Below are 22,842 nucleotides of genomic sequence, written 5' to 3'. Positions count from 1 at the left end.
TTTGCTGCATTGCGCCCGCATTGGAAAAATACGGGTGGGTCCAGTGATGGTACGATCGACGGTTGGTTTACTGGCGCTGGCCTCGGCTGGTCTCTGCGTCGCGCATCCGGCCTTTGCGCAGCAGGTCGACATCGGCGCGCCGGCGCCGCCCCCCGCCGCCGACTCACCCGCACCGCAGACACCCGGCAACGACAGCCAGAAACCCGCGACCGAACCGGCCGGACCGTCCGGGCCGGATACCCCCGCCGATTCGCCCACGCCGTCGCAGCGCCACGTGCCCACGCACATGCAACACCCGCGCAACATGCTGTTCGAACAGCCGATCGGCGACACCCAGACCAGTGCCCCGCCCGGACTGTTCGCCGACTGGCGGCATACCCGCACCTGGCTGGGCGAGCGCGGCTTCGACGTATCGGCGCGGTATGCGTCCGAAAGCGCCTATAACCCGACCGGGGGCGCGCGGCACAAGCTGACCGAGACCGGGCAGCTCGACTTTGGCGCGAAGATCGACATGGGCAAGGTTGCCGGGATCGAAGGCGGCACGTTGCAGGCGACCGTCACCTGGCGGCGCGGGCGTAACCTGTCGGACGATGCCGGCCTCGGTACACTGCAACAGGTGCAGGAAGTCTATGGCCGGGGCCAGACCGTGCGCATCACCGAATTGTGGTATGAGCAGAAGATCGGCGATGCGATCGAGATCAAGGTCGGCCGGACCAACCCGGGGTCGGATTTCGCGGTCTTCTCCTGCCATTTCGAGAACCTGTCGTTCTGCGGCGCGCAGCCGGGCAACCTCGTCGGCGATTATTGGTACAATTGGCCGGTCAGCCAATGGGGCGGCCGCCTGCATGCCGACGTCGGCAGCGGGATCTATCTCCAGATTGGCGCTTACGAGGTCAACCCGCTCAACTTGCGCAACAATTTCTTCGTCGCCCGCTTCCACGGCGCGACCGGCGCGCTGATCCCGGTTGAAGCCGGCTGGACCCGCCTCGGCGACACCGGGCATGTCGGCTCGTACAAGGTCGGCGCGTGGTATTCGACCGCCAATGGCGACGACATCCTGCTCGACGTCAACCGTCGCCCGATCGTCGTCACCGGGCTTGCGCCACTCCAGCGCTCGGGGCGGTATGGCGTCTATGCCAATATCCAGCAGCAGATCACGGGAACGTCGAAGGACGGGAAGGCGCTAACCGGGCTCGGCGTGTTCGCCAACGTCACCCAGGCCGACCGCGCGACCAGCGTGACCGACAATCAGGTGACCGGCGGGCTGTTCTACAAGGGTTTGCTGCCGGGCCTGGAGGGCGACGTGCTCGGCGTCGCGGTCGGGCGCACCAACGTGAACGGACGTGCCGCGGAAGCCGATCGGCTGATCGCAGGTACGCCGGTGCGCGATGCGGAATATGCGGCCGAAGTCTATTACAGCCTGACCCCGGTGCCGTGGCTGGAACTCCAGCCCAACGTCCAGTGGATCCACCATCCGGGCGGCATCCGGACGCGCGGCGATGTCGCCGTGCTGGGGCTCAAGGCAGCGCTGACGCTCTAGCGGAGTCGCGTCGCGTCGATTGCAAAGATCGGCCGCACGTCTTATTGTTGGTTCCGGAGGTCGCATGCGCGTCAACACGGCTCAATCGATCGAAACCGCCAATACGGTGCATCTGCGCTACGGCAGCTGGCAGGCCGCGCGCGAGGTTGCGCGGTTCGAGGAAGGCAAGTTCGTGCTGCACGTCGCCGCTGACTCGACCGCCGTGCAACCGTCCGAGCCGAAGGACGCTGCCCCCGCCGCATGAGTTTCAGCTATACGCTCTTTCTGGCGCTGCTGCTGCTCGCGCCGGGGCTGGGCGCATGGGCCGGGTTGCGTAGCGGCGAACGCTCCGACCTGATCGCGCAGGCTCCGGAAAAACCCGGATCGACTTTTTCGCTGCTGGTCATCGTCTTCGGTGCGCTTGCCGGGCATATCCTGCTCTCGCTGGTGTTCGCCGTGCAGGCGTGGGCATGCCGCTCCACGGCCGCGTGCTGGACGCTCGGGTTCGATCCCAACGTCTACCGCGTCATCCTCAACGCCGGGCACGCTGGGGCGCGCCCGCCCGACTTGGCCTTTCTGTGCTGGTTCGTCGGACTGCTCAGTCCGGCGCTGATCGTCGGCGCCATCGCCTATCGCGCGAGCGGCTGGCAGTGGGTCCGTACGATGCGCGAGACGGCGGCGTTCGGCTGGCTCAAGCGCTGGGTCGATCTCGGGCGCGCCCCGAACCGGTTCATCATCGCCTATGTCGTCACCACGCTGGAACATGACGGCGCGAGTGTCGCCTATGAGGGCGTCGTCGAGACGCTCGCGCTCGACGACAACAAGGCGATCGCGATGCTCGTGCTCAGCAACTGCGACCGATTTCTCGTTCGCATCGGCCCCGACCGAGTCGAACGCGTCAGCACTGCCGCCGCGCCGATCCCGCTGATCCAGCTCGACAGCCGCAACTTCGTCAACGTCGCGCTGGAGGTGTTCGATACCGATCTGCTGCCGGGCCAGCGCGCGCTGCCGGATCGCGATGACCGCGGCAGCCCGGTGGAGCGAGACCTTTAGAAAACCCGTCTCGTTACCTTCAAACGGTATTCCGGGATGCTCCATGTTCCTGCCCTGGCAGGCACACGATCAATAGGCGCGCCCGATCAGCACCCGCTCCACCGCCGGCGCAGCGGTGAACACGCAGGGGCCATCGACCGCGGCTTGCAGCATCGGCGCGTTGCGGATCGTCAGCTTGAGCGCCTTAAGCCGCGCGACCACCGCGTCGAGCGCGGGTCCGGTCGGCCTGGACCATTGCACCTCGAGCCAGCCGGGGTTCTTCACCCCCTCCGCGAAATGCGTCTCGATCGCGGCGAAGTCGGACGCGGCAACGACACTCGCCTCGAGCCGCGCGCTGGCCTCGCCGTGGAGCGACGCCTGAATGTCTGCGAGCATCGCCCCCGCACCCGCGACGAAATCGTCCTGCGCGACGACGTTGCTGTCGAGCTTGCCGTCCTCGCGGTACAGCCGGTCGCGCCGGATCAGCGAGACGTTGCCCCCCGCCACGTCGCGCCCGCCGACCTCGATCACGATCGGCGCGCCCTTCTTGACCCAGCCCCAGCGCTTGGTCGCGGTCTTGCCGAACTTGAGGTCAAGCAGCGCGCGCACCGGCTCGCCCAGCGCGGTCTGCTGCGCGAGCTTGGCCTGCAACGCCTTGCAATAGTCGATGATCGCCGCGTCCTCGGGATTTTCGCGTAGCATCGGGACGATCACCACCTGCCACGGTGCGATCCGCGGCGGGACGCGCAGCCCGTCGTCATCGCCGTGGACCATGATGACCGCGCCGATCATCCGCGTCGACACGCCCCAGCTCGTCGTATTGGCGAGCTCGAACACGCCTTCCGAATTCTGGAACTTGATCTCCTGCGCCTGCGCGAAGTTGGTGCCGAGGAAATGTGAGGTGCCCGCCTGGAGCGCCTTGCCGTCCTGCATCATCGCCTCGATGCTGTAGGTCGAGACCGCGCCGGGGAAACGCTCGTTCTCGGGCTTCTCGCCCGCGACGACCGGGACCGCGAGGCAATCCTCCGAGAAGGCGCGGTAAACCTCGAGCATCTTGAGCGTTTCCTCGCGCGCCTCGTCCGCGGTGGCATGGGCGGTATGGCCTTCCTGCCACAGGAATTCGCTGGTGCGCAGGAACATCCGGGTGCGCATCTCCCAGCGAACGACGTTTGCCCATTGGTTGATGAGGACGGGGAGGTCGCGCCACGACTGCACCCAGCGCGCGAACGCCGCGCCGATCACCATTTCCGAGGTCGGGCGGACGACGAGCGGTTCCTCGAGCTTCGCTTCGGGATCGGGGATCAGCCGGCCGAGCCCGTCCGCCTTGAGCCGGTGATGCGTGACGACCGCCATTTCCTTGGCGAAGCCTTCGACATGCTCGGCTTCCTTCTCAAAATAGGAGAGCGGGATGAACAGCGGGAAGTAGCAATTCTCGTGGCCGGTCGCCTTGATCTGGTCGTCGAGCAACCGCTGGATCCGTTCCCAGATGCCATAGCCCCACGGCCGAATGACCATGCAGCCGCGCACCCCCGATTCTTCGGCGAGGTCGGCCTCGGTGATGACGGACTGGTACCAGGCGGAAAAATCGGCCTCGCGGGTGACGGGAAGTGCGCGTTTGATCATGACCGCGCGGATAGCGGCAAATTGGTCGGCGGCAAAGCCCAGCGACTGCCTGCGTGCAGCAAATGCATGCAGGAATGCAACGGACCCTGGATGATTCGGCCGACGATCGGCGTAGATTCGTCCGCGCGGCGCGTGCCGCAGCAAGCCGCATGATCGCGGCATTCAACGGGGTTTTCATGGAGTTCTTGATAGGGGTCGCGGTGCTGTTCGGCATCGCGCTGGTGCTTGCGCTCAAATCTTTCGGCATCAACCAGGAATATGAACGCGGCGTCGTCTTCCGCCTGGGGCGGTTGCAGGCGACCAAGGGGCCGGGGTGGTTCTGGCTGGTGCCGCTGGTCGAGCGCGTCGTGAAGGTCGACATCCGCACGATCACCTACGCGCTCGACACGCAGGAGACGGTGACGCGCGACGGCGTCGCGGTGCGGGTCAATGCGGTGCTGTGGTATCGCGCGTTCGATGCGGCGGGCGTGGTGACGACCGTCAGCAACTGGCAATCCGCGATCGTCCAGGCCGCCGAAACCGCCATGCGCGACGCGATCGGGCAAAGCGACCTCGACCAGATGCTGAAGGACCGCACGACGATCAACAAGCGGCTGTATGAGATCCTGACGACGACCTGCAATCGCTGGGGCGTCGAGTTCGACGCGGTCGAGATCAAGGACCTGGACATACCCGCGCAGATGCAGCGCGCGATCGCGCGCGAGGCCGAGGCGATCCGCGAGAAGCGCGCGCGGATCATCAAGGCGGAGGGCGAACAGGAAGCGGCGGCCAAGCTCAGCGACGCAGCCCGCGTGATCGGCGAGGTGCCGGGCGCACTCGAACTCCGGCGGCTTCAGACGCTGTCCGAAATCGGGGTCGAGCATAATTCGACGATCATCGCGATGTTCCCGACCGAAATCCTCGAGGCGGCGAAACGCCTCGCGGCACCTGCCGTCTGACCCACGGTACGGGGCCATCCGTCATGCGCGGCTTGTCCCCGCATCCACCGGGTCGCCTCGTCGTCGATCGGCGATGGCAACCCGAAGGGGCCCCGGGGCAGGCCCGGGTGTCACGGCTTAGCGGTAGCGCCAGCCGTTGTGATAGCGATAGCGGTTCTGCCAATAGCGGCGGCCATCCCAATAGCCGCGGCCGTGATAAAAACCGCCGACGCGGGGTGGGCCACGATCGACGAACACCGGACCGTTGGGGCGGCACATGCCTCGCGGTCCGCGATGGCCGCCGCGACCGCAGCCGTCCGCGGCATCCGCCGGCGCGATGGCGGTAAGCGCCACGCCTGCCGCAATCGCTGCCAATACAAGCTTTTTCATGATCACCTCGTGTAGAACGATCCACATTGCCCTTGCGGGACGCGAGACAAACCGATCGACACCGCCGGATGTTCCTGACGCTCCGGTTCGGCCCTTTTCCGGGCTAGACCAGCAACAGCGTCGCGCCCGACGTATCCCCTTTCGCCAGCGCGCGATGCGCCTCCGCCGCCTGCTCCAGCGGAAACGTCTGGCCGATCGCGGGAGTGATCGCGCCCGACCGCAGCATCGCGAAGAGCCGGTCGATCCCCGCCTGTCGCTCCTCGGGCGTGACATAGTAGCTGAACAGGGTCGGCCGCGTGACGAACAGCGACCCGCGCGTCGACAGGATGCCGAGGTCGACCCCGGTCACCTTGCCCCCGGCATTGCCGTAACTGACGATCAACCCGCGCCGCGCCGCACAGGCAAGCGAGATGTCCCACGTCGCCATGCCGACCCCGTCGAGCACGACCGGCACGCCCGCACCGGCGGTAATATCCCGGACCCGCGCCGCGACGTCTTCCTGCTTGTGGAGGATGACGTGATCCGCGCCCGCCGCCCGGGCCTGCGCCGCCTTGTCCTCCGTACCGACCGTCCCGATGACGATCGCGCCTATCGCCTTGAGCCAGCCGACCAGCAAATGCCCGACCCCACCCGCCGCCGCATGGACCAGCACGGTCTGCCCCGCTTCGATTCTGGCACAGCGTTCGACCAAAAACTCGGTGGTACAGCCCTTCAGCAGAACGGCGGCGGCGGTCCGATCGTCTATGTCGTCGGGCAGCTTGAACACCGTTGCCGCGGCCAGGTTTCGCGCCTGTGCATAGGCACCAAGCGTTGGCCCGAAGGTGCCGACACGGTCGCCCACCGCCAGACCCATCACCCCGTCGCCGACCGCCTCGACCACGCCCGCCGCCTCCGACCCGAGGCCGCACGGCAGACTGGCGGGATAGACCCCGCTGCGAAAATAGATGTCGATGAAATTCAGCCCGACCACGGTGTTGCGCATCCGGATCTCCCCCGGGCCGGGGGGCGCCAGGGTGACGTCGGTCCATTCGATCACTTCGGGGCCGCCGGTGCGGTCGATCCGTGCGGTACGCGTCATATGCCGTGTCTCCTGTGGTCGCAGCCGGCACCCTATCGATCAGGTTTCAGGTTGCAACGCTTGTTCGCCCGCGCCAGATATGGCGTCACGTACCCCATATTCAAAAAACGCGGAGGCTGAGGATGAAGAGCTATCTCAAGCACTATATCGACGGCGCCTGGGTCGAGAGCCAGGGCGGCACGCGGCACGACGTGATCAACCCGGCGACCGAGCAGCCCTGCACCGAGATCACGCTCGGCACAGCCGCCGACGTCGATGCCGCGGTAAAGGCCGCCCGCGCGGCGTTCGAGACCTTCTCGCAGACCTCGGTCGCCGAGCGTGCCGCGCTGCTCGAGCGGATCATCGACGCGTACAAGAAGCGCATTCCGGATCTGGCCAACGCGGTGAGCAGCGAGATGGGCGCGCCAATCGGCTTCGCGATGGCGGCGCAGGTCCCGGCGGGGCTTGGTCATTTCCTCTCGACGCTGAAGGCGCTCAACGCCTTCGCATTCGAGGAACGGCTGGGGCGGTCGACGGTGGTGCATGAACCGCTGGGCGTGGTCGCGATGATCACCCCGTGGAACTGGCCGCTCAACCAGATTACCGCAAAGGTCGCCCCTGCGATCGCTGCCGGCGATACCATGATCCTGAAGCCGAGCGAGGAATCGCCGGGCTGCGCCGTGATCCTTGCCGAGATCATGGACGCGGCGGGCGTTCCGAAGGGCGTCTTCAACCTCGTCAACGGTGACGGCCCCGGCGTGGGCGTCGCGCTGTCGAGCCACGGCGACGTCGACATGGTGAGCTTCACCGGATCGACCCGCGCCGGCATCGCCGTGGCGCAAGCCGCCGCCGCGACGGTCAAGCGCGTTCATCAGGAGCTTGGCGGCAAGGCCGCCAACCTCGTGCTGGAAGGCGCCGATCTCGGCACGGTGCTGCCGCCGACCGTGCAGGGCGTGCTGGCCAATTCGGGGCAGAGCTGCATTGCGCCGACCCGTCTGCTCGTCCACGCCAGCCAGGTCGACGAAGCAACCGCGATCGTCAAGGCGATGATGGAGGGCACGCAGGTCGGCGACCCCGCCGAGATGGGCGCGCACATCGGCCCGGTCGTCAACAAGGCGCAGTTCGACAAGATCCAGGGCCTGATCCAGTCCGCGATCGACGAGGGCGCCACGCTCGTGACCGGCGGCACCGGGCGGCCCGATGGGCGCAACGCGGGCTATTTTATTAAGCCGACGCTGTTCGCCGACGTGACGCCGGAGATGCGGATCGCGCAGGAGGAAGTGTTCGGCCCGGTCGCCACGATCACCCGCTACGACACCGAGGACGAAGCGGTGAAGATCGCCAACGGCACGCCGTTCGGCCTGTCGGCGACCATCTCGGGCGATCCCGCCGCCGCCGCGAAGGTCGCGCCACGGCTGCGCGCCGGGCTGGTCACGATCAATTCGTGGAGCCCCGACGGCAATGCGCCGTTTGGCGGATACAAGCAGTCGGGCAACGGGCGCGAGAACGGCAAGTTCGGGCTGGCCGATTTCATGGAGGTCAAGACGGTGGTGGGCGCGCCGGAGTAACCGGCTTCCCGCCCTGACCCGGCCCGCTCGCCAGCCGCGTCACGGTGGCGCGCGCCGTGCCGTCGCGCCGCGATCCTTTGCTGGACTTGCCCCCGGCTGCGGTAGCCGCCGCCGGGGGTGACGGCACCGCGCTCAATAATCCTTCGAAACGCGCAGGTTCGCGCTCTGCCGCCCGAGCGTCGAGATCGTCGAGAGGACCGACAGCCAGCGCGTCACCTGGAACTCCACCTGGGTCGCGGAATAGCCGGCACCGTCGGTAACGATCTCGGCATAGAAGCGGCGCGTGATATACTTGCCCGCGGCGATCGACGTGCGCTGCCCCGTTTGCGGATCGGCCGAGACGATCCGCAACCGATCCAGCCCCGCGACGCGGCGCACGGCGTTGATCGGGTCGAGCCCGCCCTTGCCATTCTGCAGCGCCGCGACGGCGGAAGCGAGCTGCAGCGCCTCGGGGGCCGACAGATTGGTGATCGACGTCCCGAACAACAGGCGCGACAGCAGTTCGTCCTGCGGCAACGCGGGCACGCTGGAAAAGGCGATCTCGGGTTTCAGAGCAGGTCCGGTCACGTTGATCGTCGCGGTCAGGCCGGTGGTGTTGGCATTGGCGGCAATATCGAGCGCGGGGTTGGCCGGTGCTTCGCCCGTGAACAGGATCTTGCCGCGTTCGAGCGCGAAGGTCCGCCCCGCGAAATCGTAATTTCCCCGCACGAGATCGGCGCGTCCCGAAATCGCCGGATTGTCGGGTGCTCCGCCGATCTGCAGATCCGCCAGCCACTCGCTGCGCAGGCCGAGACCCGACACGATCAGCTGGTTGGGCGCGCGCGCGTGGATCGCGAGCCGCCATGGCGCGCGCGGAACGTCGTCATCCTCGGTGCCGCCGCCGGGAAGGTTGATCTCGCGGATGTTGAGCTGCGGCACGGCGCTCGCAGCGGTCGCCTGGCCGAGCCGGTAGCGGCTCTTGTCGAGGCGCAAGTCGCCCGAGATGGTGCCGCCGCGCTTGTCCGACTGGAAGCGCAGCGGCCCGGTGACCGTCGCGCCGATGTCGTCGCGCGCGATCATCACCGCATGGTCGGCCTGGACCGCGAGGTCGAACCCGCTGTTCGCGCCGAAATCGAAACTGCCCTTGCCCGTGACGTGACCACCCTTGCCCGCGTCGGCGGTAAAGGTGTCGATCGTCAGCCGCGATCCGCCGAACTGCCCGTTGGCGACGACATTGGTCAGGACGGTGCCGGTCGTCGCGCTTTCGATCCGCGCGCCGCGCGCCTGCACCACGCCCCGGATCTGCGGGTTGCCGACACGACCGCCGACATCCGCGCCGATCGCGACGGGGCCGGTCAGGTCGAACAGTTCGATCCCGGTGAGCCGCCACAAGGTATCCGCGGCGCCATCGTAGCGCAGCTGCGCGAAGAGCCCTGCATCGGCGACGCGCGTCGCGAGATCCTGCCCAGCGGGCAGGTTGAGCAACATCTGCGCGCGGCCGACGGTCTTGCCCCCGGTCGCCGCAACCGCCCGCGCCGCGATCCGGTCGGCCGACAGGATGCCGGCCACCCCGACGTCGACCGGTCGCGACGTCAGCACCAGCCCCGAGCGGGTCAGCCCGCGCACCGTCATGTCGATCCGCCCGGTGGGCGGCGCGGCGCCCCCCTGTGCGTAGGACAGGCTGCCCGACGCGCTACCGCCCAGCCCAAGACCGGGATAACCGATATCGAGGATCGTCAACGGCATGTGCGCGAGCTTCGCATCGATCGCATTCGCCCCGCGGGTGAAGCGCCCGGACAGCTGCGCATCGCCCCCCGCGAACGTCAGCTCGGTCGGTGCCAGACGCCAACCCGTATTTTCGGCCTCGCGCGTGAACACGGCGGGCGTCACCAGTTTGAGCGGACGGCGGTCGAGCGTTCCCTGGGCGGACACGACCCAGCGATCGGGCGTGACCTGCGCCACCGATCGGATGTCGAAGGCGCGCCCGCCCGACCCGGCGATCGACGCCGTCACCGTGCCGACACCGCCGCGCAGCGACGCGCGCGCGGCAAAACGGCCCAGGACGAGCGACCCCCGCCGCAAGCCGCCACCGGCAAGGTTCGCCTCGATCGATGTGCCGGCTGGATCGAGCACCGTCACCGCGTCGAGATGCGCCCGCCGGATCGTGACCCCGTCGGCCAGGCTTGCCGCGCGCGCGTCGAGGTGCGCCTCGATCCGTTGGTTGTCGCCGACCGGCGCGAACAGCAGCGCGCCCGCCATCCCGCCCCCGGCCACCGCCAGTCGTCCGTTGAACCCGCCGTCGACGATCGCCAGCGGCCCCGCCAGATGCGTGCCGCTCACCGCCAGGTCGGCGATCGCGATCGTTCCGCCGCCGCCCGGTGGCAGCAGGATCGCACCATTGCCCGTGAACGGCCCGAGCCTGGATCCCCCGCGCGCGGTAAAGGCGAACCCCGCGTCGGTCGGATCGAGATGCGCGACGACGTCCGTAAGGCCCAGAACATCGTTCGGCCGCTGGAACACCAGATCGAGCGTCGGCCGGTCGATCTTGCCATCGAGCTTGAGAGTCAGTGGCCCATAGGTCTGCTGCGTCCCGCTGCCCTCGAAATGGAACGTGCCGTCACGGCGGCGGATGCCGTTTCCGATGATCCGGATCTGCGGGCCGGTCAGCACCAGATTGTTCAGGTGCAGCACCCCGTCCGGGGTGCGTTCGAGCCCGGTGACGAGCCGCGGCAGCCCCCCCGCCAGCGAGCGGAAGAAGGCATTGTCGAGCCGCACCATCTGCGCGACCCCCTGCCCCAGCACGCGCGTGCCGTGGCCGTCGGGTCCGGGCACGACCTTGAGCATCGTCCTGACGTCGACCACGCCGAGCCCCGGGATCAGGTACCGGCCGAGCCCCCCGTTGATCGCGATGTCGTATCGGCCATCGCGCAGGTCGAGCAACAGGTTGAACCGCCCGCTGAGCTTGTCCGAGGTCAGCCGCATGTCGTCGCCGGTGACCAGGGTCGACGTCACGCGCAGCACGCCCTGCATCGTCAGGTTGCGCAGGATGCCGCCCGCGACGTCGCCGACCCCCGTCACGCGCGCGGCGACGAAGCGGATCGGAACGAGCACCGGGGATTTGGACAGGCGCCCGCTGCCCGCCGCAAAGGCATTCTCGAATCCGGTATCGTCGAAGGCGAAGCGCTTCGCCGCCAGCCGATAGTCGAACCGCGCGGTCGCGAAGGCCCCGTCGAGGAGTACGCGCAGTTCGATCGCGCGGCCCGACATGTTGGGGAAGAGCCCCGTCGGGCGGACCAGGATCGCATGCACCCGAACGCCCCGAAACGCGTTCGCGGCGAGGTCGAGGATACCATCGGCGGTCACGCTCAGCGATACCGAGCGGAGCGACAGCGTGCCTTTCAACCGGCGATCGACCAGCGTCGCGGTGCCATGGGTCAGTACGCGCGGCGCCGACAGCCGCTGCAACTTGCCATGCGACAGCGGAGCCGGCGTCAACACACCGGCCAGCGCATAGGCGCCGGCGCGATTGGTCAGTTTGAGGTCGACCAGCCGGACCTTGCCGACCACCGCGACCGCGCTGCCGTCCCATTTCGCCCAGGTGCCGCGACCAGCGATATCGAGCGCGATCGGGCGCAGGAAACCGGTCAGTTTGGCGAGCACCCCGTTGGCGGCCCCGCGCGCGTGCGTGTCGATCGCGAAACGATTGCGGTCGGGCGCCGCGTCGATCCTCATGCGCAGCGTGTCGCTCTGGGCGACCACGGCGTCGAGATCGACCAGCGCGCGGCCGCGGTGGATGGTCGCGCGTCCCGACAACCGGCCGACGCGCTCGACCCCGGTCACCGCCTTCGCCAGGACGATCCGATCGATCGCCAGCGCCCCGATCCGGATGTCGAACGACGGCAGGATCGGCTGCCGGGTGTCCGACTTGATCAGATCGGGCAACCGCTCGAGCCGTGCCTGCGCGATGTGCAGTCGGGTGATGTCCAGCCGATTGTCCAGCCAGCGCAACGGGGACCAGTCGAGCTCCGCGCGCGGCGTGGAAAAGACCAGCCCGCGCCGGTCGCGAATCCGCAGGTCGATCAGCGTCGCCTTGCCATAGATCGACCCGTCGATCCGCCCGATGCTGTAGCGCAACCCGTTCGACGGACGCAGCGCCGCGATCCGGTCGGTCAGCAGCCGGTGCCCGATGCCGGTGTCGAGCAAGGCCGCCAGCGCCGCGACCAGCGCGAGCGCCCCCAGCAGCACGCCGAACGCAATCCGCCCCCACCGCCGGCGCCGCGGCACCGCCACGATGGCATCGTCGGGGGTCGGGGGCGCCAGCGGTTCGCTCAAAAGGCCTGTCCCAACGAGACGTAGACGGCGACCCGCGGATCGCCCTTGGCCGGGTTCACGGGCGTGCCGACGTCGATACGGATCGGGCCGAAATTGGTGTAATAGCGCAGGCCGATCCCGGCGCCGTAGCGCATGTCGGTCAGTTTGGGCAGTCCGCTGGTGTAGATGTTGCCGCCGTCGAAGAACGGCACGACCCCGAAATTGCCAAAGGCCTTGACCCGCGCCTCGATCGAAAATTCGGACAGGCTGCGGCCGCCGATCGGATCGTTGTTGGGATCGCGCGGGCCGATATCCTGATAGCCATAGCCGCGCACCGAGGCGCCGCCGCCGGCATAGAAACGCCGCGATGGCGCGATCGCATCGCGCGGGGCACCGACGATCGTCCCGAGCCGGATCCGGCCGGCGAGCACGGTCCCCTTTGTCACCGTGCGATAGGTGCTGGCGTCGAGCTGCACGCGGGAATAGCCGAAGACGTTCCCCTCGAGCGACAGCTCCGGCGAAAACCGACCGCTCAGCCGGAAGCCGCGCGACGGGTTGAGCAGATCGTCCGACCCGTCATAACTGAGCGTGGTCGGCAGCGCGCCGATGAAATAGGTCCGCCGTCGCGGCGCGCCGGTCGAGACGATCACGTCGCGCTCGTCCGATGCCAGCAGCTCCCCCCCCAGCGACCAGGTCCATTTCTTCTGGAAGAAGATGTTGGTCTGCCGTTCCAGGCTGGCGGCAAGGCCGAAGGTTCGCGCCTGATACGCATTTCGCGTCAGGTTGGAGGCGGTGACCGAGGCGGTCAGGATCCGGTCGCGACCGTTGAAATTGTTACGCCGGAAGATGACGCTGGCGAGTTGCTCCTGCGTGCCGAGCACGCCGCGCAGCGTGAGCCCCCCTTCGGGCGGGAACAGGTTGCGATGGGTCCAGCTCACCTCCGATCGCGCACCTTCGCCCGTGCCATAGCCGATCTCGCCGGCGATGGTATGCGGCGGCGCGCGTTCGACGCCGACGGCGATGTCGACGGTGCCGGGTTCCTTCCCCTCGACGGGTGCGACCTTGACCGTGGATACGAGCCCGGTCTGGATCAGCGCGCGCCGCAGGTCGACCAGCGCGGACGCATCATAGGGATTACCCGGGGTGAAGCGCGCGATGTCCTGAACATGGACGGCATCGAACACCTGCTGCCCGGACGTCATCACGATATGCCCGAACCGCCGCTGCGCACCGGGGACGACCGCGACATCGAGCGTCGCGCTGTGCGCCGCGCGGTCCACCACGATTTCGGGATCCCCGACCACCGCAAAGGGGAAGCCCTTGTCGGTGATCGTCGTCACCAGCGCCGACTGGCCCGCGACGACCGAATCGGAATTGACCGGATCCCCGGCGTGCAGCCCGAAGGCCTTGCGCAACAGCGCCTCTTTGTCCCCCGCGCCGGCCACGCCGGACAGGGTCACGCCGCTGAACGTATAGCGCGTACCAGGATCGGCATCGAGCACCACCAGCGGATGACGGGCGTTGGGCTCGACCCGCGTCGCCACGCGCGCATCGTAATAGCCGTCCGCCTTGAGCAACGACACCAGCAAGGACGCATCCTCGCGCGCGCGCCGGTCGAGCTGCGCCGCGTTGGCGGGCTGGCCGTCATTGGTCGCCAGCGTCGACAATTGGTCGAAACGGTCCCGCAGCAGCGCGCTCGCGACCCCGTCGATCCCATCGATGCGGTAGCTGTAGCGCGCCTCTCCCGTCAGCGTGGCGAGCGTCGGCACGACCAGCGGCTCGACCGGGGCCTTGGACAGATCGGGCCAATCCACCCCAAGTCCGGGCAACGGCGCCATCGGCGATTGCGGGTCGAGGTGCTGCGGCTCGATCGCGGGGGAAGCCGGTACGGACGGCTCCGCTGCCGGACGCACCTGTGCAGCCGCGCACGGACACCCCACGACAAAGACCCCGACGGTGGCAAGCAACTGGCCCCGCCGCCCAACCGGTAACGACATGGATCCGTCCTAGCCCGGCAATCGGCGAAGCGACAGGGGGTAGGCGTGCGCGGTTAGTGAACCGTGCCGATCGCGCGATCGGACGACAGAAAGGCGATCAGCCGCTCGATCTGGCGCCAGCGGCAAAAGTGCAGATAGTTGCCGAGGTCCCTGCTGCGATCCGCGCGCGCCGCGGCTTCCGAGCACGCCTCGCTCCCGAACATGGTGATCAGGTCTGCCGCATCGGTGCATTCGGCGCGATCAGCGAGATAGGGAAGATGCGGCATTCTGGCTCCAGACGGGTCCGAGGCGACCGATGATCCGCCCGGCGATGCAGGCGCCTAGCAACTCTTATCGGCTGCGTCACGCATCCACGAGCACGCAATTGCGCCGTTGGTGTTCCATTTGATCCACCGCTCCCGGATCGGGACGCTGGCGTACGATCCCGGGACATGGCAGAGCATTCCGCATGGCATCTTCCCCCCCGCCCCGCTCGCCCGTCGCCGGTGGTTCCCTGATCGCGCTGGGGGCGATCGTGGGGGCAGCGGTCGGGCTGTTCACGGTCCTTGGGCCGACGCGCGGCTTCCTGCTCGGGCTCTCGGGCGGGGTCGCGATGTCGTTGGCGATCTGGTTGCTCGACCGCAGGCGCTGACGCCGCGGCCCCGTTTACCGCAGCGCGCGCGATAGCCACACCACGCGGCCGACGATATCGGCTTGCTGCAGGACGATGTCCGGATAGGCGGGGTTGTCGCTCGCAACGGTGATGGCGGCGTCACGCCGCGAAACACGCTTGACCAGCAACACCCCGTCGTGCCGCAGGACGAAGATCGCCGGACGGGCCCCGACCCGCTGGTCGCGCTCGTCGACCACCAGCGTGTCGCCATCGGCAATCGTCGGCAGCATGGAATCGCCGCGCGCGGTCAGCATGCCGGCGTCGGACGGACTTAACCGCAAATCGGTCAGCAGGCGCGGGTCGAGCAGCATGGTACGGGCGCCGTCGCGGCTTTCCGCCCCGTCGACCATTGCGCCGGGTCCGGCGGACGCCTCCACCGACAGGCGGCGGATCGCGGTCATCCGGGGCGTGGGCGGCCCGCCGAGTTCGCTTTGATCCACCCGGAAATACGCGGCCAGCAAGGCACGGTCGCGCTCCGCCAGGACCCGCGGCGTTCCCCGTCGCACATATTGCTGCAGATAGGCGTCGTTCCGGCGCAGCATCCGCGACAGCGCGGCATAGCCGACGCCGTGCTGCGCGACGAGCGCCGCCAGACGGGCACGAGGATCGGACGCATCCATGGTCAAAACGATACCATAGGAAAATTCCTAGACAAGTTGGAAATGGCGGAACACATCGGGAACATAAAGCGACTCAAACCGAAAGGCCATCCGATGTCGGTACTGTACAAGATCGATCGTTATCTCCGCGCAACCGCGATGCCGCCGACGACGTTCGGGCGGCTGGCGGTGCGCGATCCCCGGCTCGTGCAGGATCTGCGGCGGGGGCGCGAGCCGGGCGCGCGGATGGTCCGGCGCATCGAAGCCTTCCTCGCGACCCAGCGGGACTTGCCGCGATGAGCCGCGGTCCCGATGCCACCATGCTGTTGCAGCGCCAGCTGGAACGCCATGCCGATCGCTGCGGCATCGCCCTGACCTGGCATGCGCTGCACGTCCGCCGATGGGCCAGCGCGACCTTCGTCGGCGCGCAACACCGGCTTGCCCTGTCGATCAGCGGTGCGGGCACCGCCGCCTGGGCGGCGGCGCTGGACGAGGTCGACCTGCCGTTGCGAGGGCATCTGGTGGCGGATCTGGTCGTGACGACGATCACCCAGGCCGACGACAGCGCCGACCTTGGCATCGAGGTGCTCACCGTCGAAACGTGAGGACGGATCGATCGATCCTGCCGGTCTGCCGCGAAGGCGCCGCGGCGTCTGGCGGCCTAGCGCGCGCGCAGCGCCATGCTGCGCAGTTCGGCAAGCGCGGCTTCCAGCCCGCGTTCCGGCTGGTCGGACCGATCGTTCGGCGGGCGCTGCACCACCTGCTCGAGCCGGTCGAGCAAGGCATGGATCGACTCCGAAGGATCGATCTTCCCCGGCTTCAGGCGAAAGGTTTCCAGGCGCTCCCCCGGCGCGAATGTCTGCGGACGCGCGGATACGGGCTCGGTACGATACGCCGCGAGCGGCACGTCGAGATCCTTCGGCAAGGCGCGTTCGGCACCCGGCGCAACCGTCCCCGGGAAGAGGAAGCCGGACACCGCGTCCCCGCCCGTCTTCGGTGCCCCCGTCTTCAGTGCCCCCGTCCTGGGATCTTCCGTCCTGGGATCTTCCGTCTTGGGTTCTTCCGTCTTGGGTTCTCGCGTCATCGACGCCGTTGTGAGGGGCGTTTGCGCTGCGCCGTCCCCGGCGGAGACCTGCAGGAACGGCGTGCCGAGATCACGGTCGGCGCGCAGGGGGCGACGTGCGGGCGCATCCGGGTGCGCATCGGCGCGACGCAGGATTGGTGCGGCTTCCTCCCGGGATGCGCCTTCGTCGATGGTGATGCCATGCTCGGCGACCGCCGCCGACCGCGTCCCCCGGACGAGAAACGCTGCGAACCAGCCGATCACGCCCAGTCCCCCACCCCCGAACACGACCATCAGCAACCGAGCGGTGAAACCGAGTGGCGGGGCCGCGGCCGAGACGATCGCGGCAATGCCGCTGTCGAGCGCGATCGTCTCGACCACGCCGATCGGCACCGCGGCCAGCACCACGGCGGCACAGCTGCCGACGAGCGCGCCGACGAGCGGCGCGACGGGGAGGATCAGGCGTTGAGAATCGGAGTGGACGGCCATGGAGCGAACCTTGCCTGGGGATCGGTGAGTTTCTGGTAAACGGGGGCGTAACATGCAACGTTGAGCGCCCAGTTGCGCTCTTTCTCGACGAAGGCGCGGCCGCGGTCGCGCCGTCCGTCCCAGCTTGCCCGGTCCGCCAGCAACGTCGCCAGCGCCTGTGCCATCGCGGCGGGATCGTCCGGCGCGAACAGCGTGCCGGTCACCCCGTCCGCGATCAGCTCGCGATGGCCGCCGACATCGGACGCCGCGACGAGTCGGCGCTGCGCCATCGCTTCCAGCGGCTTGAGTGGCGTGACGAGATCGGTCAGCCGCATATGCTTGCGCGGATAGGCGAGGACGTCGATCACGCTGTAATAGCGCTCGACCTCGGTGTGCGGCACGCGGCCGACGAAATGGATATGACCCGCGACCGGCGAGGCCGCCGCCTGCGCGCGGAGCGCCGCCTCGACCGGGCCGCCGCCGACCAGCACGAGATGCGCGCGCGGCCGCGCCGCGACGAGCTGCGGCATCGCGGCGAGCAGATCGTCGAGCCCCTCGTAATCGTAGAAGCTCCCGATGAAGCCGATGACCTCGGCAGCGCCGATACCGAGCTGCGTGGCCAGCGCGGTATCGTAAGCGGGCGGCTCCCCGAACACTGAGAGATCGACTCCATTGGGCGACACGAACACCTTGTCGCGATCGATCCCGCGCGCGACGAGATCGCGGCGCAGCCCATCGCAGATCACCGCGACTGCATCGGCACGGCGCACCGCATAGGTTTCAAGCGCGCGAGTGGCGCGATAGACCGCGGATCCCTCGCGCCCCGTGCCGTTGCCGACCGCCGCATCCTCCCAGAAGGCGCGGATCTCATACACCAGGGGCAGCGAACGTCGCCGCGCGACCCGCAGCGCGGCCAGCGCATCCAGCACCGGCGAGTGCGCATGCAACACGTCCGGCCGGAAAGCCTCCACCACGGCATCGATCCGCTTGGCGAAGGCATGGATTTCGCGGAGTTCCCGAAGGACCGGCGGCATGCCCCTGACCGGCGCGGTGCGATGGAAGTCGATCGCGTCGATCGTTTCCTCGCCGGCGGGGGCGTCTCCGTGGCGCGGGCCGGTGACGGCCGCGACCTGCCATCCGCGCCGCATCTGGCTCTTCAGGATTGCCCGCGTCCGAAAGGTATAGCCGCTGTGGAGCGGCAAGCCGTGATCGAGGATGTGAAGAATCCGCATGCGCATCGGTTAGCGCAAGAGTGTTTAACGGAGCCTCAACCGCCCGCGCGCTAGGACGACGCCGTGGCCGGCCTGACGGACACGCGGGACACGGGCGTCGAAGGGGTTTGCGCGGATGATCGACAATTTCGCGCTCGCCGTGAGCCATGGCCTGATCGCGTTGACAATCTGGCTGCTCCTGCGCCGTCCCGATCTCGACCGCGAAGCCGCCGCGACCGCGAACGACCCCGCGCCCGCCACCCCAGAAAGACCGGGGAGACGCCCGCGTGCGTGACCTGTTCTTCGTCGCGTTCCTTGCGGCCTTCTTCGCGGCGGGGTTCCGGCGGCCGTTCGTGTTCGTGCTGTCCTATGTCTATATCGACATCGTTTCGCCGCAGCGCCTGACCTATCTGCTGCTCAATTCGGTTCCGATCTCGCTGGTTGCGGTCGCGCTCGCGGTCGGCGGCTTCCTGCTCGCCGACGACAAGCGCGACGTCCGCCTTGCCCCGCGCCAGCTGCTGATCGTCCTGCTGCTGCTATATTGCGGCCTCACCACGCGCAGCGCCGATTTCCCGGTCGAAGCGCTCGATAAATGGGGTTGGGTGTGGAAGACGCTCGCCTTCGCCGCCTTCCTCCCGCTGACCCTGCGCACCCGCCTGCGGATCGAGGCACTGCTGGTGGTGATGATCGCCTCGGCGGCGTCGATCATCATCGTCGGCGGGCTGAAGACGATCGCCAGCGGCGGGGGCGGCTATGGCACGCTCAACCTGATGGTCGCGAACAATTCGGGGCTTTACGAAGGCTCGACCATTTCGACCGTCGCGGTCGCGATCATCCCGCTGATCCTGTGGTTCACCCGCTACGGGACGATCTTCCCGCCGGGATGGAAGGTGACCGCCTTCTGCTATGCGCTGGTGTTCGCCTGTCTGCTGATCCCGGTCGGCACGTCGACCCGCACCGGCCTGCTCTGTATCGGGCTGGTCGCGCTGTTGATGCTGCGCGATGCCAAGCGCAAACTCCTGTATCTCGGCCTGATCGCGGCAGCGGGACTGATCGCGGTGCCGTTCCTGCCGAGCGCCTTCACCGAGCGGATGGGCACGATCAAGACTTATAAGGGCGATGAATCCGCCTCCACCCGGCTCGCGGTGTGGGGCTGGACGTGGGATTATGCCAAGCAGCACCCGCTGGGCGGCGGGTTCGAAATGTATCGCCAGAACCAGATCCGCTACGACACCGAAAAAGTCGAAGGCGACGGCAACAACGCGACCGTCGACCGCAAGCTGACGGTCGACAAGGCGCGCGCCTTCCACAGTGCCTATTTCGAGATGATCGGCGAACAGGGCTTCCCCGGCCTGCTGTTGTGGGCGCTGATCAACGGGATCGGGCTGATCCGCATGGAAGTGCTGCGCCGTCGCTATCGCAAGGCGGACGCGCACCAGGCGTGGATCGCGCCGCTCGCCGGGGCGCTGCAATCCGCGCATATCGTTTACCTGCTCGGCGCGGCGTTCATCGCGATTGCGTTCCAGCCGTTCGTCTACATGCTGATCGGCGCGCAGATCGGCCTGGACACCTATCTCGCGCGCAAGCGCGCCGAACAGACGTTCCGGCCGCTCCGCAAGGCCCGCCCCGCGCGGATCGCCACGACGTGACCGCGCGCGCCGAGTTGCGCGCGCTCACCGGGGTGCGCGGGATTGCCGCCTGGTGGGTCGTGCTGTATCACATCCGCCTGTCGATCGCCGGATTGCCCCCCTTCTGGCTGGCGCTGTTCGCCAAGGGGTATCTGGCGGTCGATTTCTTCTTCTTGCTGTCGGGCTTCGTCCTGTGGCTGAGCTGGAACGACCGCCTGCGCAGCGGCGGGATCGGCGCGCTTCCCGGGTTCCTGTGGCGTCGGCTGGCGCGGATCTGGCCGCTTCACCTGTTCATGCTCGCGTGCGCGACTGCGCTTGCGCTCGCGCTCGCCGCGATCGGCAAGGGGGACGCACAGGCCTTTCCCTTCGCTGCGCTGCCGCTGCATATCCTGCTGCTGCAGAATTTAGGGTTCACCGATCGGCTCGCCTGGAACGATCCGAGCTGGTCGATCAGCACCGAATGGGCGGCCTATATCCTGTTTCCGGTGCTGGCAATCGTCCTCGACTGGCGACGGGTGCCGACCGCCGGCATCGTCGCGGCGATCGTTGCGCTGGGCGTGCTGCTGCACGCCGCAATGGCCGGCGCGCCGACCCTCGGCACCGACATCTGGTCGCTCGGCCTGCGCCGCTGCCTGATCGAATTCGTGATGGGAACCGCGACCTACGCGCTGTGGAGCCGATACCGGACCACCCCGATCGGCCCCGCCGTGGTCGCGCTGTTCGTCTTCGGCGGCGCGGTTACGGCATGTGCATTGGGCACGCGAGAAACGCTCGTGTTGCCGTGCGGATGCGCGGCCGGGTTGCTTGCCCTTGCCCTGACGTCGGGTCTCCCCGGAAACCCGCTGGCCGCGCCGCTCCTCCACCGACTGGGCGAGATCAGCTATGCGACCTATCTCGGCCATTTCCTGTTGTTCGTCGTGGTCAAGCTCGTGCTCGTGCGCGACGCGCACGCCGTGCCACCACCGGTCATCGCGCTCTACCTGGCACTCGTGCTGGCCAGTTCGGTCGTCCTGTACTCCTGCGTCGAGCAACCCGCGCAGGAGCGGATGAACCGGCTCGCCAAGACCTGGCGAGCCGGTTCGCGGCGTCACGCGTCCGCCGTGTCTTCCTGATCGGCTTCCTGGTCGTCCAGGTCTTCCTGCAGCGCCTGCAAGATCGCCTTGTTGAACGCCGGAATGTCGTCCGGCTTGCGGCTGGTGATGAAAGGACCGTCGCGGACGACCTCCTCGTCGACCACGTCCGCACCGGCATTCGCCAGGTCGGTCCGCAGCGACGGCCAGCTCGTCATGCGACGACCATCGACGACGTCCGCCTCGATCAACAGCCACGGCGCGTGGCAGATCGCGGCGATCAACTTGCCGTCATCGGCGAATTCCTCGACGATCTCGACCGCGCGGTCATCCATCCGCAAGGCATCCGGATTGGCGACGCCTCCCGGCAGGAGAAGCGCGGTGTAATCCTCGGTATCCACGGTATCGAGCGTCATGTCCGGGGTGATCGTCTGCCCCTTCTGGTCATGCTCCATGCCCTGGATCGGGTCCATCTTGGGCGCGGCCAGAGTGACTTTGACGCCCGCGTCGAGCAGCGCCTTGCGCGGCTCGAACAGTTCGGCTTGCTCGAAGCCGTCGGTCGCGATGATGAGAACGTGCGCCTGCGAAAGCTCGGCCATGATAGTCTCCGGTGCTCAAAGGGTCGGTGGGGATCAAGCCTGGGGGCTCGCGGTGCTCAACCCGCGAGCGGGGTCGGCTGTTCCGGAACGATGCGCCCACCCGTGCATTCAAACAGGCCATGGAGCAGCACATCCCCAGCATCGATTACCACGACGACAGCGAGCCTGGCATTACACGCAAGAAGATGCGGCACGGCTGGGGCTATCATGATGCGCAGGGCAATCGTGTCACCGACCGTGCCGAGATCGACCGGCTGAACGCGATCGGCCTGCCCCCCGCCTATCGCGATGCGTGGTTCTGCCCCTCGCCGACGGGTCATATCCAGGCGGTTGGCTGGGACGAAAAGGGCCGTAAGCAATATCGCTACCACACCGGCTTCCGCGAAACGCAGGAGGCGGCGAAATACGACCTGTGCGCGCCGTTCGGCCAGGCCTTGCCAAGGCTGCGGGCGCGCGTCGAGCGCGATCTCGCGCGCCGCGGTCTGGACAAGAACATCGCGGTCGCCGCGGTGGTCCGCCTGCTCGACCTGGGCAAGGTCCGGATCGGGAACGAAGGGTATGTGAAGTCCAACAAGAGCTTCGGTGCCACGACGCTGCGCAAGCGCCATGCGGACATCAAGGGACAGTCGCTGAAGCTGCAGTTCAAGGCGAAGTCGGGCAAGATGCGCATGCTCACGATTACCGATGGATCCCTGAGCCGCTTCGTCAAACGCTGCCAGGACCTGCCGGGCCAACATCTGTTCCGCTGGGTCGATGCCGAGGGCACATGCCACCCGGTCAGTTCGTCCGACGTAAACGCCTATATCCGCGATGCGATGGGCGCGGATTTCACCGCCAAGCACTTCCGCACCTGGAGCGCGAGCGTTCTGGCGTTCGAGGCGCTCGCGTCGGCGAAGCACGATATCACGCTGAAAACGATGCTCGAGCCCGTCACCGAAGCGCTCGGCAACACCCCGGCCATCGCGCGCAAATCCTATGTTCATCCCGCGCTGCTCGCCCTGGTAAAGGACGGGCAGTCCGCCTTTCGCGACGGGTTACGCCTGCCGCGCTCCACGCAGCATCTTTCCCGGGTAGAACGCGGGTTGATCGCGTTTCTAGACAGCGGCTCACCTACGGGAAGCGCAGCAACGCTCGCCGGGGCCGCGTAAAGGTTTCATCA

Annotated in this window: 22 protein-coding genes; 12 read left to right on the top strand and 10 right to left on the bottom strand. The window is 67.8% G+C overall.

Going from position 1 to position 22,842, the window contains the following annotated elements; all coding sequences use genetic code 11:
* The first annotated feature begins 46 nt into the window (after window positions 1-46).
* From L8G49_RS07485 to L8G49_RS07475, 3 genes are all read left to right on the top strand, one after another.
* The gene (locus L8G49_RS07485; RefSeq protein ID WP_242183563.1) at window positions 47-1,540 is read left to right on the top strand and encodes a carbohydrate porin; all 1,494 of its coding nucleotides are present in this window, start codon (window positions 47-49) and stop codon (window positions 1,538-1,540) included.
* A 64-nt stretch (window positions 1,541-1,604) separates the two neighbouring features.
* Entirely contained in the window at window positions 1,605-1,784 is a 180-nt protein-coding gene (locus L8G49_RS07480; RefSeq protein WP_242183562.1) for a hypothetical protein, read from the top strand.
* Window positions 1,781-2,572 carry a hypothetical protein gene (locus L8G49_RS07475; protein ID WP_242183561.1) on the top strand — a complete coding sequence of 264 codons (792 nt, stop codon included), beginning with the start codon at window positions 1,781-1,783 and terminating at the stop codon, window positions 2,570-2,572. Before L8G49_RS07480 ends, L8G49_RS07475 begins: the two co-directional genes overlap by 4 nt.
* A gap of 69 nt (window positions 2,573-2,641) precedes the next feature.
* On the opposite strand, the gene L8G49_RS07470 is transcribed toward L8G49_RS07475, so the two are convergent.
* The gene (locus tag L8G49_RS07470) at window positions 2,642-4,174 is read right to left on the bottom strand and encodes an aminoacyl--tRNA ligase-related protein (protein ID WP_242183560.1); all 1,533 of its coding nucleotides are present in this window, start codon (window positions 4,172-4,174) and stop codon (window positions 2,642-2,644) included.
* A gap of 176 nt (window positions 4,175-4,350) precedes the next feature.
* Between L8G49_RS07470 and L8G49_RS07465 the strand changes: the two genes are divergently transcribed.
* Entirely contained in the window at window positions 4,351-5,112 is a 762-nt protein-coding gene (locus L8G49_RS07465; RefSeq protein WP_242183559.1) for an SPFH domain-containing protein, read from the top strand.
* A gap of 117 nt (window positions 5,113-5,229) precedes the next feature.
* On the opposite strand, the gene L8G49_RS07460 is transcribed toward L8G49_RS07465, so the two are convergent.
* Together L8G49_RS07460 and L8G49_RS07455 are read right to left on the bottom strand one after the other, a co-directional pair.
* A complete protein-coding gene (locus tag L8G49_RS07460) occupies window positions 5,230-5,481 on the bottom strand; it encodes a hypothetical protein (protein WP_242140554.1) in 252 nt (83 codons plus the stop codon).
* Between the two features lie 103 nt (window positions 5,482-5,584).
* On the bottom strand, window positions 5,585-6,559 hold the full coding sequence (locus tag L8G49_RS07455; RefSeq protein ID WP_242183558.1) for a quinone oxidoreductase: 975 nt from the start codon (window positions 6,557-6,559) through the stop codon (window positions 5,585-5,587).
* Window positions 6,560-6,681: 122 nt separating this feature from the next.
* Here L8G49_RS07455 and L8G49_RS07450 point away from each other — a divergent pair, with 122 nt between their 5' ends.
* Window positions 6,682-8,106: an aldehyde dehydrogenase family protein gene (locus L8G49_RS07450; protein WP_242183557.1), complete on the top strand. Its 1,425-nt coding sequence runs from the start codon at window positions 6,682-6,684 to the stop codon at window positions 8,104-8,106.
* Window positions 8,107-8,238: 132 nt separating this feature from the next.
* Here the strand turns inward: L8G49_RS07450 and L8G49_RS07445 are convergent, their stop codons facing one another.
* Genes L8G49_RS07445 through L8G49_RS07435 form a run of 3 tightly spaced genes read right to left on the bottom strand, consistent with a single transcriptional unit; the run spans window position 8,239 to window position 14,659 of the window.
* Window positions 8,239-12,417 carry a translocation/assembly module TamB domain-containing protein gene (locus L8G49_RS07445; RefSeq protein WP_242183556.1) on the bottom strand — a complete coding sequence of 1,393 codons (4,179 nt, stop codon included), beginning with the start codon at window positions 12,415-12,417 and terminating at the stop codon, window positions 8,239-8,241.
* Window positions 12,414-14,393 carry an autotransporter assembly complex family protein gene (locus L8G49_RS07440; RefSeq protein ID WP_242183555.1) on the bottom strand — a complete coding sequence of 660 codons (1,980 nt, stop codon included), beginning with the start codon at window positions 14,391-14,393 and terminating at the stop codon, window positions 12,414-12,416. The genes L8G49_RS07445 and L8G49_RS07440 overlap by 4 nt, the downstream gene beginning before the upstream one ends.
* Before the next feature lie 53 nt (window positions 14,394-14,446).
* A complete protein-coding gene (locus L8G49_RS07435; RefSeq protein ID WP_242140558.1) occupies window positions 14,447-14,659 on the bottom strand; it encodes a hypothetical protein in 213 nt (70 codons plus the stop codon).
* Window positions 14,660-14,841: 182 nt separating this feature from the next.
* On the opposite strand from L8G49_RS07435, the gene L8G49_RS07430 reads away from it, so the two are divergent.
* Entirely contained in the window at window positions 14,842-15,024 is a 183-nt protein-coding gene (locus tag L8G49_RS07430; protein ID WP_242140559.1) for a hypothetical protein, read from the top strand.
* 14 nt (window positions 15,025-15,038) lie between these two features.
* Here the strand turns inward: L8G49_RS07430 and L8G49_RS07425 are convergent, their stop codons facing one another.
* Window positions 15,039-15,665, bottom strand: a complete 627-nt coding sequence (locus tag L8G49_RS07425; protein WP_242183554.1) for a S24 family peptidase — start codon at window positions 15,663-15,665, stop codon at window positions 15,039-15,041.
* A gap of 93 nt (window positions 15,666-15,758) precedes the next feature.
* Between L8G49_RS07425 and L8G49_RS07420 the strand changes: the two genes are divergently transcribed.
* Together L8G49_RS07420 and L8G49_RS07415 are read left to right on the top strand one after the other, a co-directional pair.
* On the top strand, window positions 15,759-15,944 hold the full coding sequence (locus L8G49_RS07420) for a hypothetical protein (protein WP_242140560.1): 186 nt from the start codon (window positions 15,759-15,761) through the stop codon (window positions 15,942-15,944).
* Entirely contained in the window at window positions 15,941-16,249 is a 309-nt protein-coding gene (locus L8G49_RS07415) for a hypothetical protein (RefSeq protein ID WP_242140561.1), read from the top strand. Before L8G49_RS07420 ends, L8G49_RS07415 begins: the two co-directional genes overlap by 4 nt.
* 56 nt (window positions 16,250-16,305) lie before the next feature.
* Here L8G49_RS07415 and L8G49_RS07410 read toward each other — a convergent pair whose 3' ends face one another.
* Complete coding sequence (locus L8G49_RS07410) at window positions 16,306-17,196, bottom strand: hypothetical protein (protein ID WP_242183553.1); 891 nt, start codon at window positions 17,194-17,196, stop codon at window positions 16,306-16,308.
* Window positions 17,166-18,407 carry a TIGR04063 family PEP-CTERM/XrtA system glycosyltransferase gene (locus L8G49_RS07405; protein WP_242183552.1) on the bottom strand — a complete coding sequence of 414 codons (1,242 nt, stop codon included), beginning with the start codon at window positions 18,405-18,407 and terminating at the stop codon, window positions 17,166-17,168. Before L8G49_RS07405 ends, L8G49_RS07410 begins: the two co-directional genes overlap by 31 nt.
* Window positions 18,408-18,522: 115 nt before the next feature.
* Here L8G49_RS07405 and L8G49_RS07400 point away from each other — a divergent pair, with 115 nt between their 5' ends.
* Genes L8G49_RS07400 through L8G49_RS07390 form a run of 3 tightly spaced genes read left to right on the top strand, consistent with a single transcriptional unit; the run spans window position 18,523 to window position 21,126 of the window.
* On the top strand, window positions 18,523-18,681 hold the full coding sequence (locus L8G49_RS07400) for a hypothetical protein (protein ID WP_242183551.1): 159 nt from the start codon (window positions 18,523-18,525) through the stop codon (window positions 18,679-18,681).
* On the top strand, window positions 18,674-20,035 hold the full coding sequence (locus L8G49_RS07395) for a putative O-glycosylation ligase, exosortase A system-associated (RefSeq protein WP_242183550.1): 1,362 nt from the start codon (window positions 18,674-18,676) through the stop codon (window positions 20,033-20,035). The genes L8G49_RS07400 and L8G49_RS07395 overlap by 8 nt, the downstream gene beginning before the upstream one ends.
* Window positions 20,032-21,126 carry an acyltransferase gene (locus L8G49_RS07390; RefSeq protein ID WP_242183549.1) on the top strand — a complete coding sequence of 365 codons (1,095 nt, stop codon included), beginning with the start codon at window positions 20,032-20,034 and terminating at the stop codon, window positions 21,124-21,126. The genes L8G49_RS07395 and L8G49_RS07390 overlap by 4 nt, the downstream gene beginning before the upstream one ends.
* On the opposite strand, the gene L8G49_RS07385 is transcribed toward L8G49_RS07390, so the two are convergent.
* Entirely contained in the window at window positions 21,102-21,683 is a 582-nt protein-coding gene (locus L8G49_RS07385) for a type 1 glutamine amidotransferase domain-containing protein (RefSeq protein ID WP_242140567.1), read from the bottom strand. The genes L8G49_RS07390 and L8G49_RS07385 overlap by 25 nt on opposite strands.
* Window positions 21,684-21,802: 119 nt before the next feature.
* Here L8G49_RS07385 and L8G49_RS07380 point away from each other — a divergent pair, with 119 nt between their 5' ends.
* Window positions 21,803-22,831, top strand: a complete 1,029-nt coding sequence (locus L8G49_RS07380) for a DNA topoisomerase IB (protein WP_242140568.1) — start codon at window positions 21,803-21,805, stop codon at window positions 22,829-22,831.
* The last annotated feature ends 11 nt before the right edge of the window (window positions 22,832-22,842 follow it).

The sequence above is a fragment of the Sphingomonas sp. CARO-RG-8B-R24-01 genome, from assembly GCF_022662295.1.
Taxonomy (GTDB): Bacteria; Pseudomonadota; Alphaproteobacteria; order Sphingomonadales; family Sphingomonadaceae; genus Sphingomonas.
Note: the sequence above shows the minus strand (reverse complement) of the source record. Positions and strands in the feature narration are given on the sequence as shown.

Excerpts from the sequence above, each read along its gene's own strand:
- L8G49_RS07400 (WP_242183551.1), top strand. The coding sequence starts at position 18,523 with ATGATCGACAATTTCGCGCTCGCCGTGAGCCATGGCCTGATCGCGTTG.
- L8G49_RS07480 (WP_242183562.1), top strand. The coding sequence starts at position 1,605 with ATGCGCGTCAACACGGCTCAATCGATCGAAACCGCCAATACGGTGCAT.
- L8G49_RS07425 (WP_242183554.1), bottom strand. The coding sequence starts at position 15,665 with ATGGATGCGTCCGATCCTCGTGCCCGTCTGGCGGCGCTCGTCGCGCAG.
- L8G49_RS07380 (WP_242140568.1), top strand. The coding sequence starts at position 21,803 with ATGGAGCAGCACATCCCCAGCATCGATTACCACGACGACAGCGAGCCT.
- L8G49_RS07450 (WP_242183557.1), top strand. The coding sequence starts at position 6,682 with ATGAAGAGCTATCTCAAGCACTATATCGACGGCGCCTGGGTCGAGAGC.
- L8G49_RS07470 (WP_242183560.1), bottom strand. The coding sequence starts at position 4,174 with ATGATCAAACGCGCACTTCCCGTCACCCGCGAGGCCGATTTTTCCGCC.
- L8G49_RS07405 (WP_242183552.1), bottom strand. The coding sequence starts at position 18,407 with ATGCGGATTCTTCACATCCTCGATCACGGCTTGCCGCTCCACAGCGGC.
- L8G49_RS07485 (WP_242183563.1), top strand. The coding sequence starts at position 47 with ATGGTACGATCGACGGTTGGTTTACTGGCGCTGGCCTCGGCTGGTCTC.
- L8G49_RS07410 (WP_242183553.1), bottom strand. The coding sequence starts at position 17,196 with ATGGCCGTCCACTCCGATTCTCAACGCCTGATCCTCCCCGTCGCGCCG.
- L8G49_RS07460 (WP_242140554.1), bottom strand. The coding sequence starts at position 5,481 with ATGAAAAAGCTTGTATTGGCAGCGATTGCGGCAGGCGTGGCGCTTACC.
- L8G49_RS07415 (WP_242140561.1), top strand. The coding sequence starts at position 15,941 with ATGAGCCGCGGTCCCGATGCCACCATGCTGTTGCAGCGCCAGCTGGAA.
- L8G49_RS07435 (WP_242140558.1), bottom strand. The coding sequence starts at position 14,659 with ATGCCGCATCTTCCCTATCTCGCTGATCGCGCCGAATGCACCGATGCG.
- L8G49_RS07385 (WP_242140567.1), bottom strand. The coding sequence starts at position 21,683 with ATGGCCGAGCTTTCGCAGGCGCACGTTCTCATCATCGCGACCGACGGC.
- L8G49_RS07440 (WP_242183555.1), bottom strand. The coding sequence starts at position 14,393 with ATGTCGTTACCGGTTGGGCGGCGGGGCCAGTTGCTTGCCACCGTCGGG.
- L8G49_RS07430 (WP_242140559.1), top strand. The coding sequence starts at position 14,842 with ATGGCATCTTCCCCCCCGCCCCGCTCGCCCGTCGCCGGTGGTTCCCTG.
- L8G49_RS07420 (WP_242140560.1), top strand. The coding sequence starts at position 15,759 with ATGTCGGTACTGTACAAGATCGATCGTTATCTCCGCGCAACCGCGATG.
- L8G49_RS07455 (WP_242183558.1), bottom strand. The coding sequence starts at position 6,559 with ATGACGCGTACCGCACGGATCGACCGCACCGGCGGCCCCGAAGTGATC.
- L8G49_RS07465 (WP_242183559.1), top strand. The coding sequence starts at position 4,351 with ATGGAGTTCTTGATAGGGGTCGCGGTGCTGTTCGGCATCGCGCTGGTG.
- L8G49_RS07475 (WP_242183561.1), top strand. The coding sequence starts at position 1,781 with ATGAGTTTCAGCTATACGCTCTTTCTGGCGCTGCTGCTGCTCGCGCCG.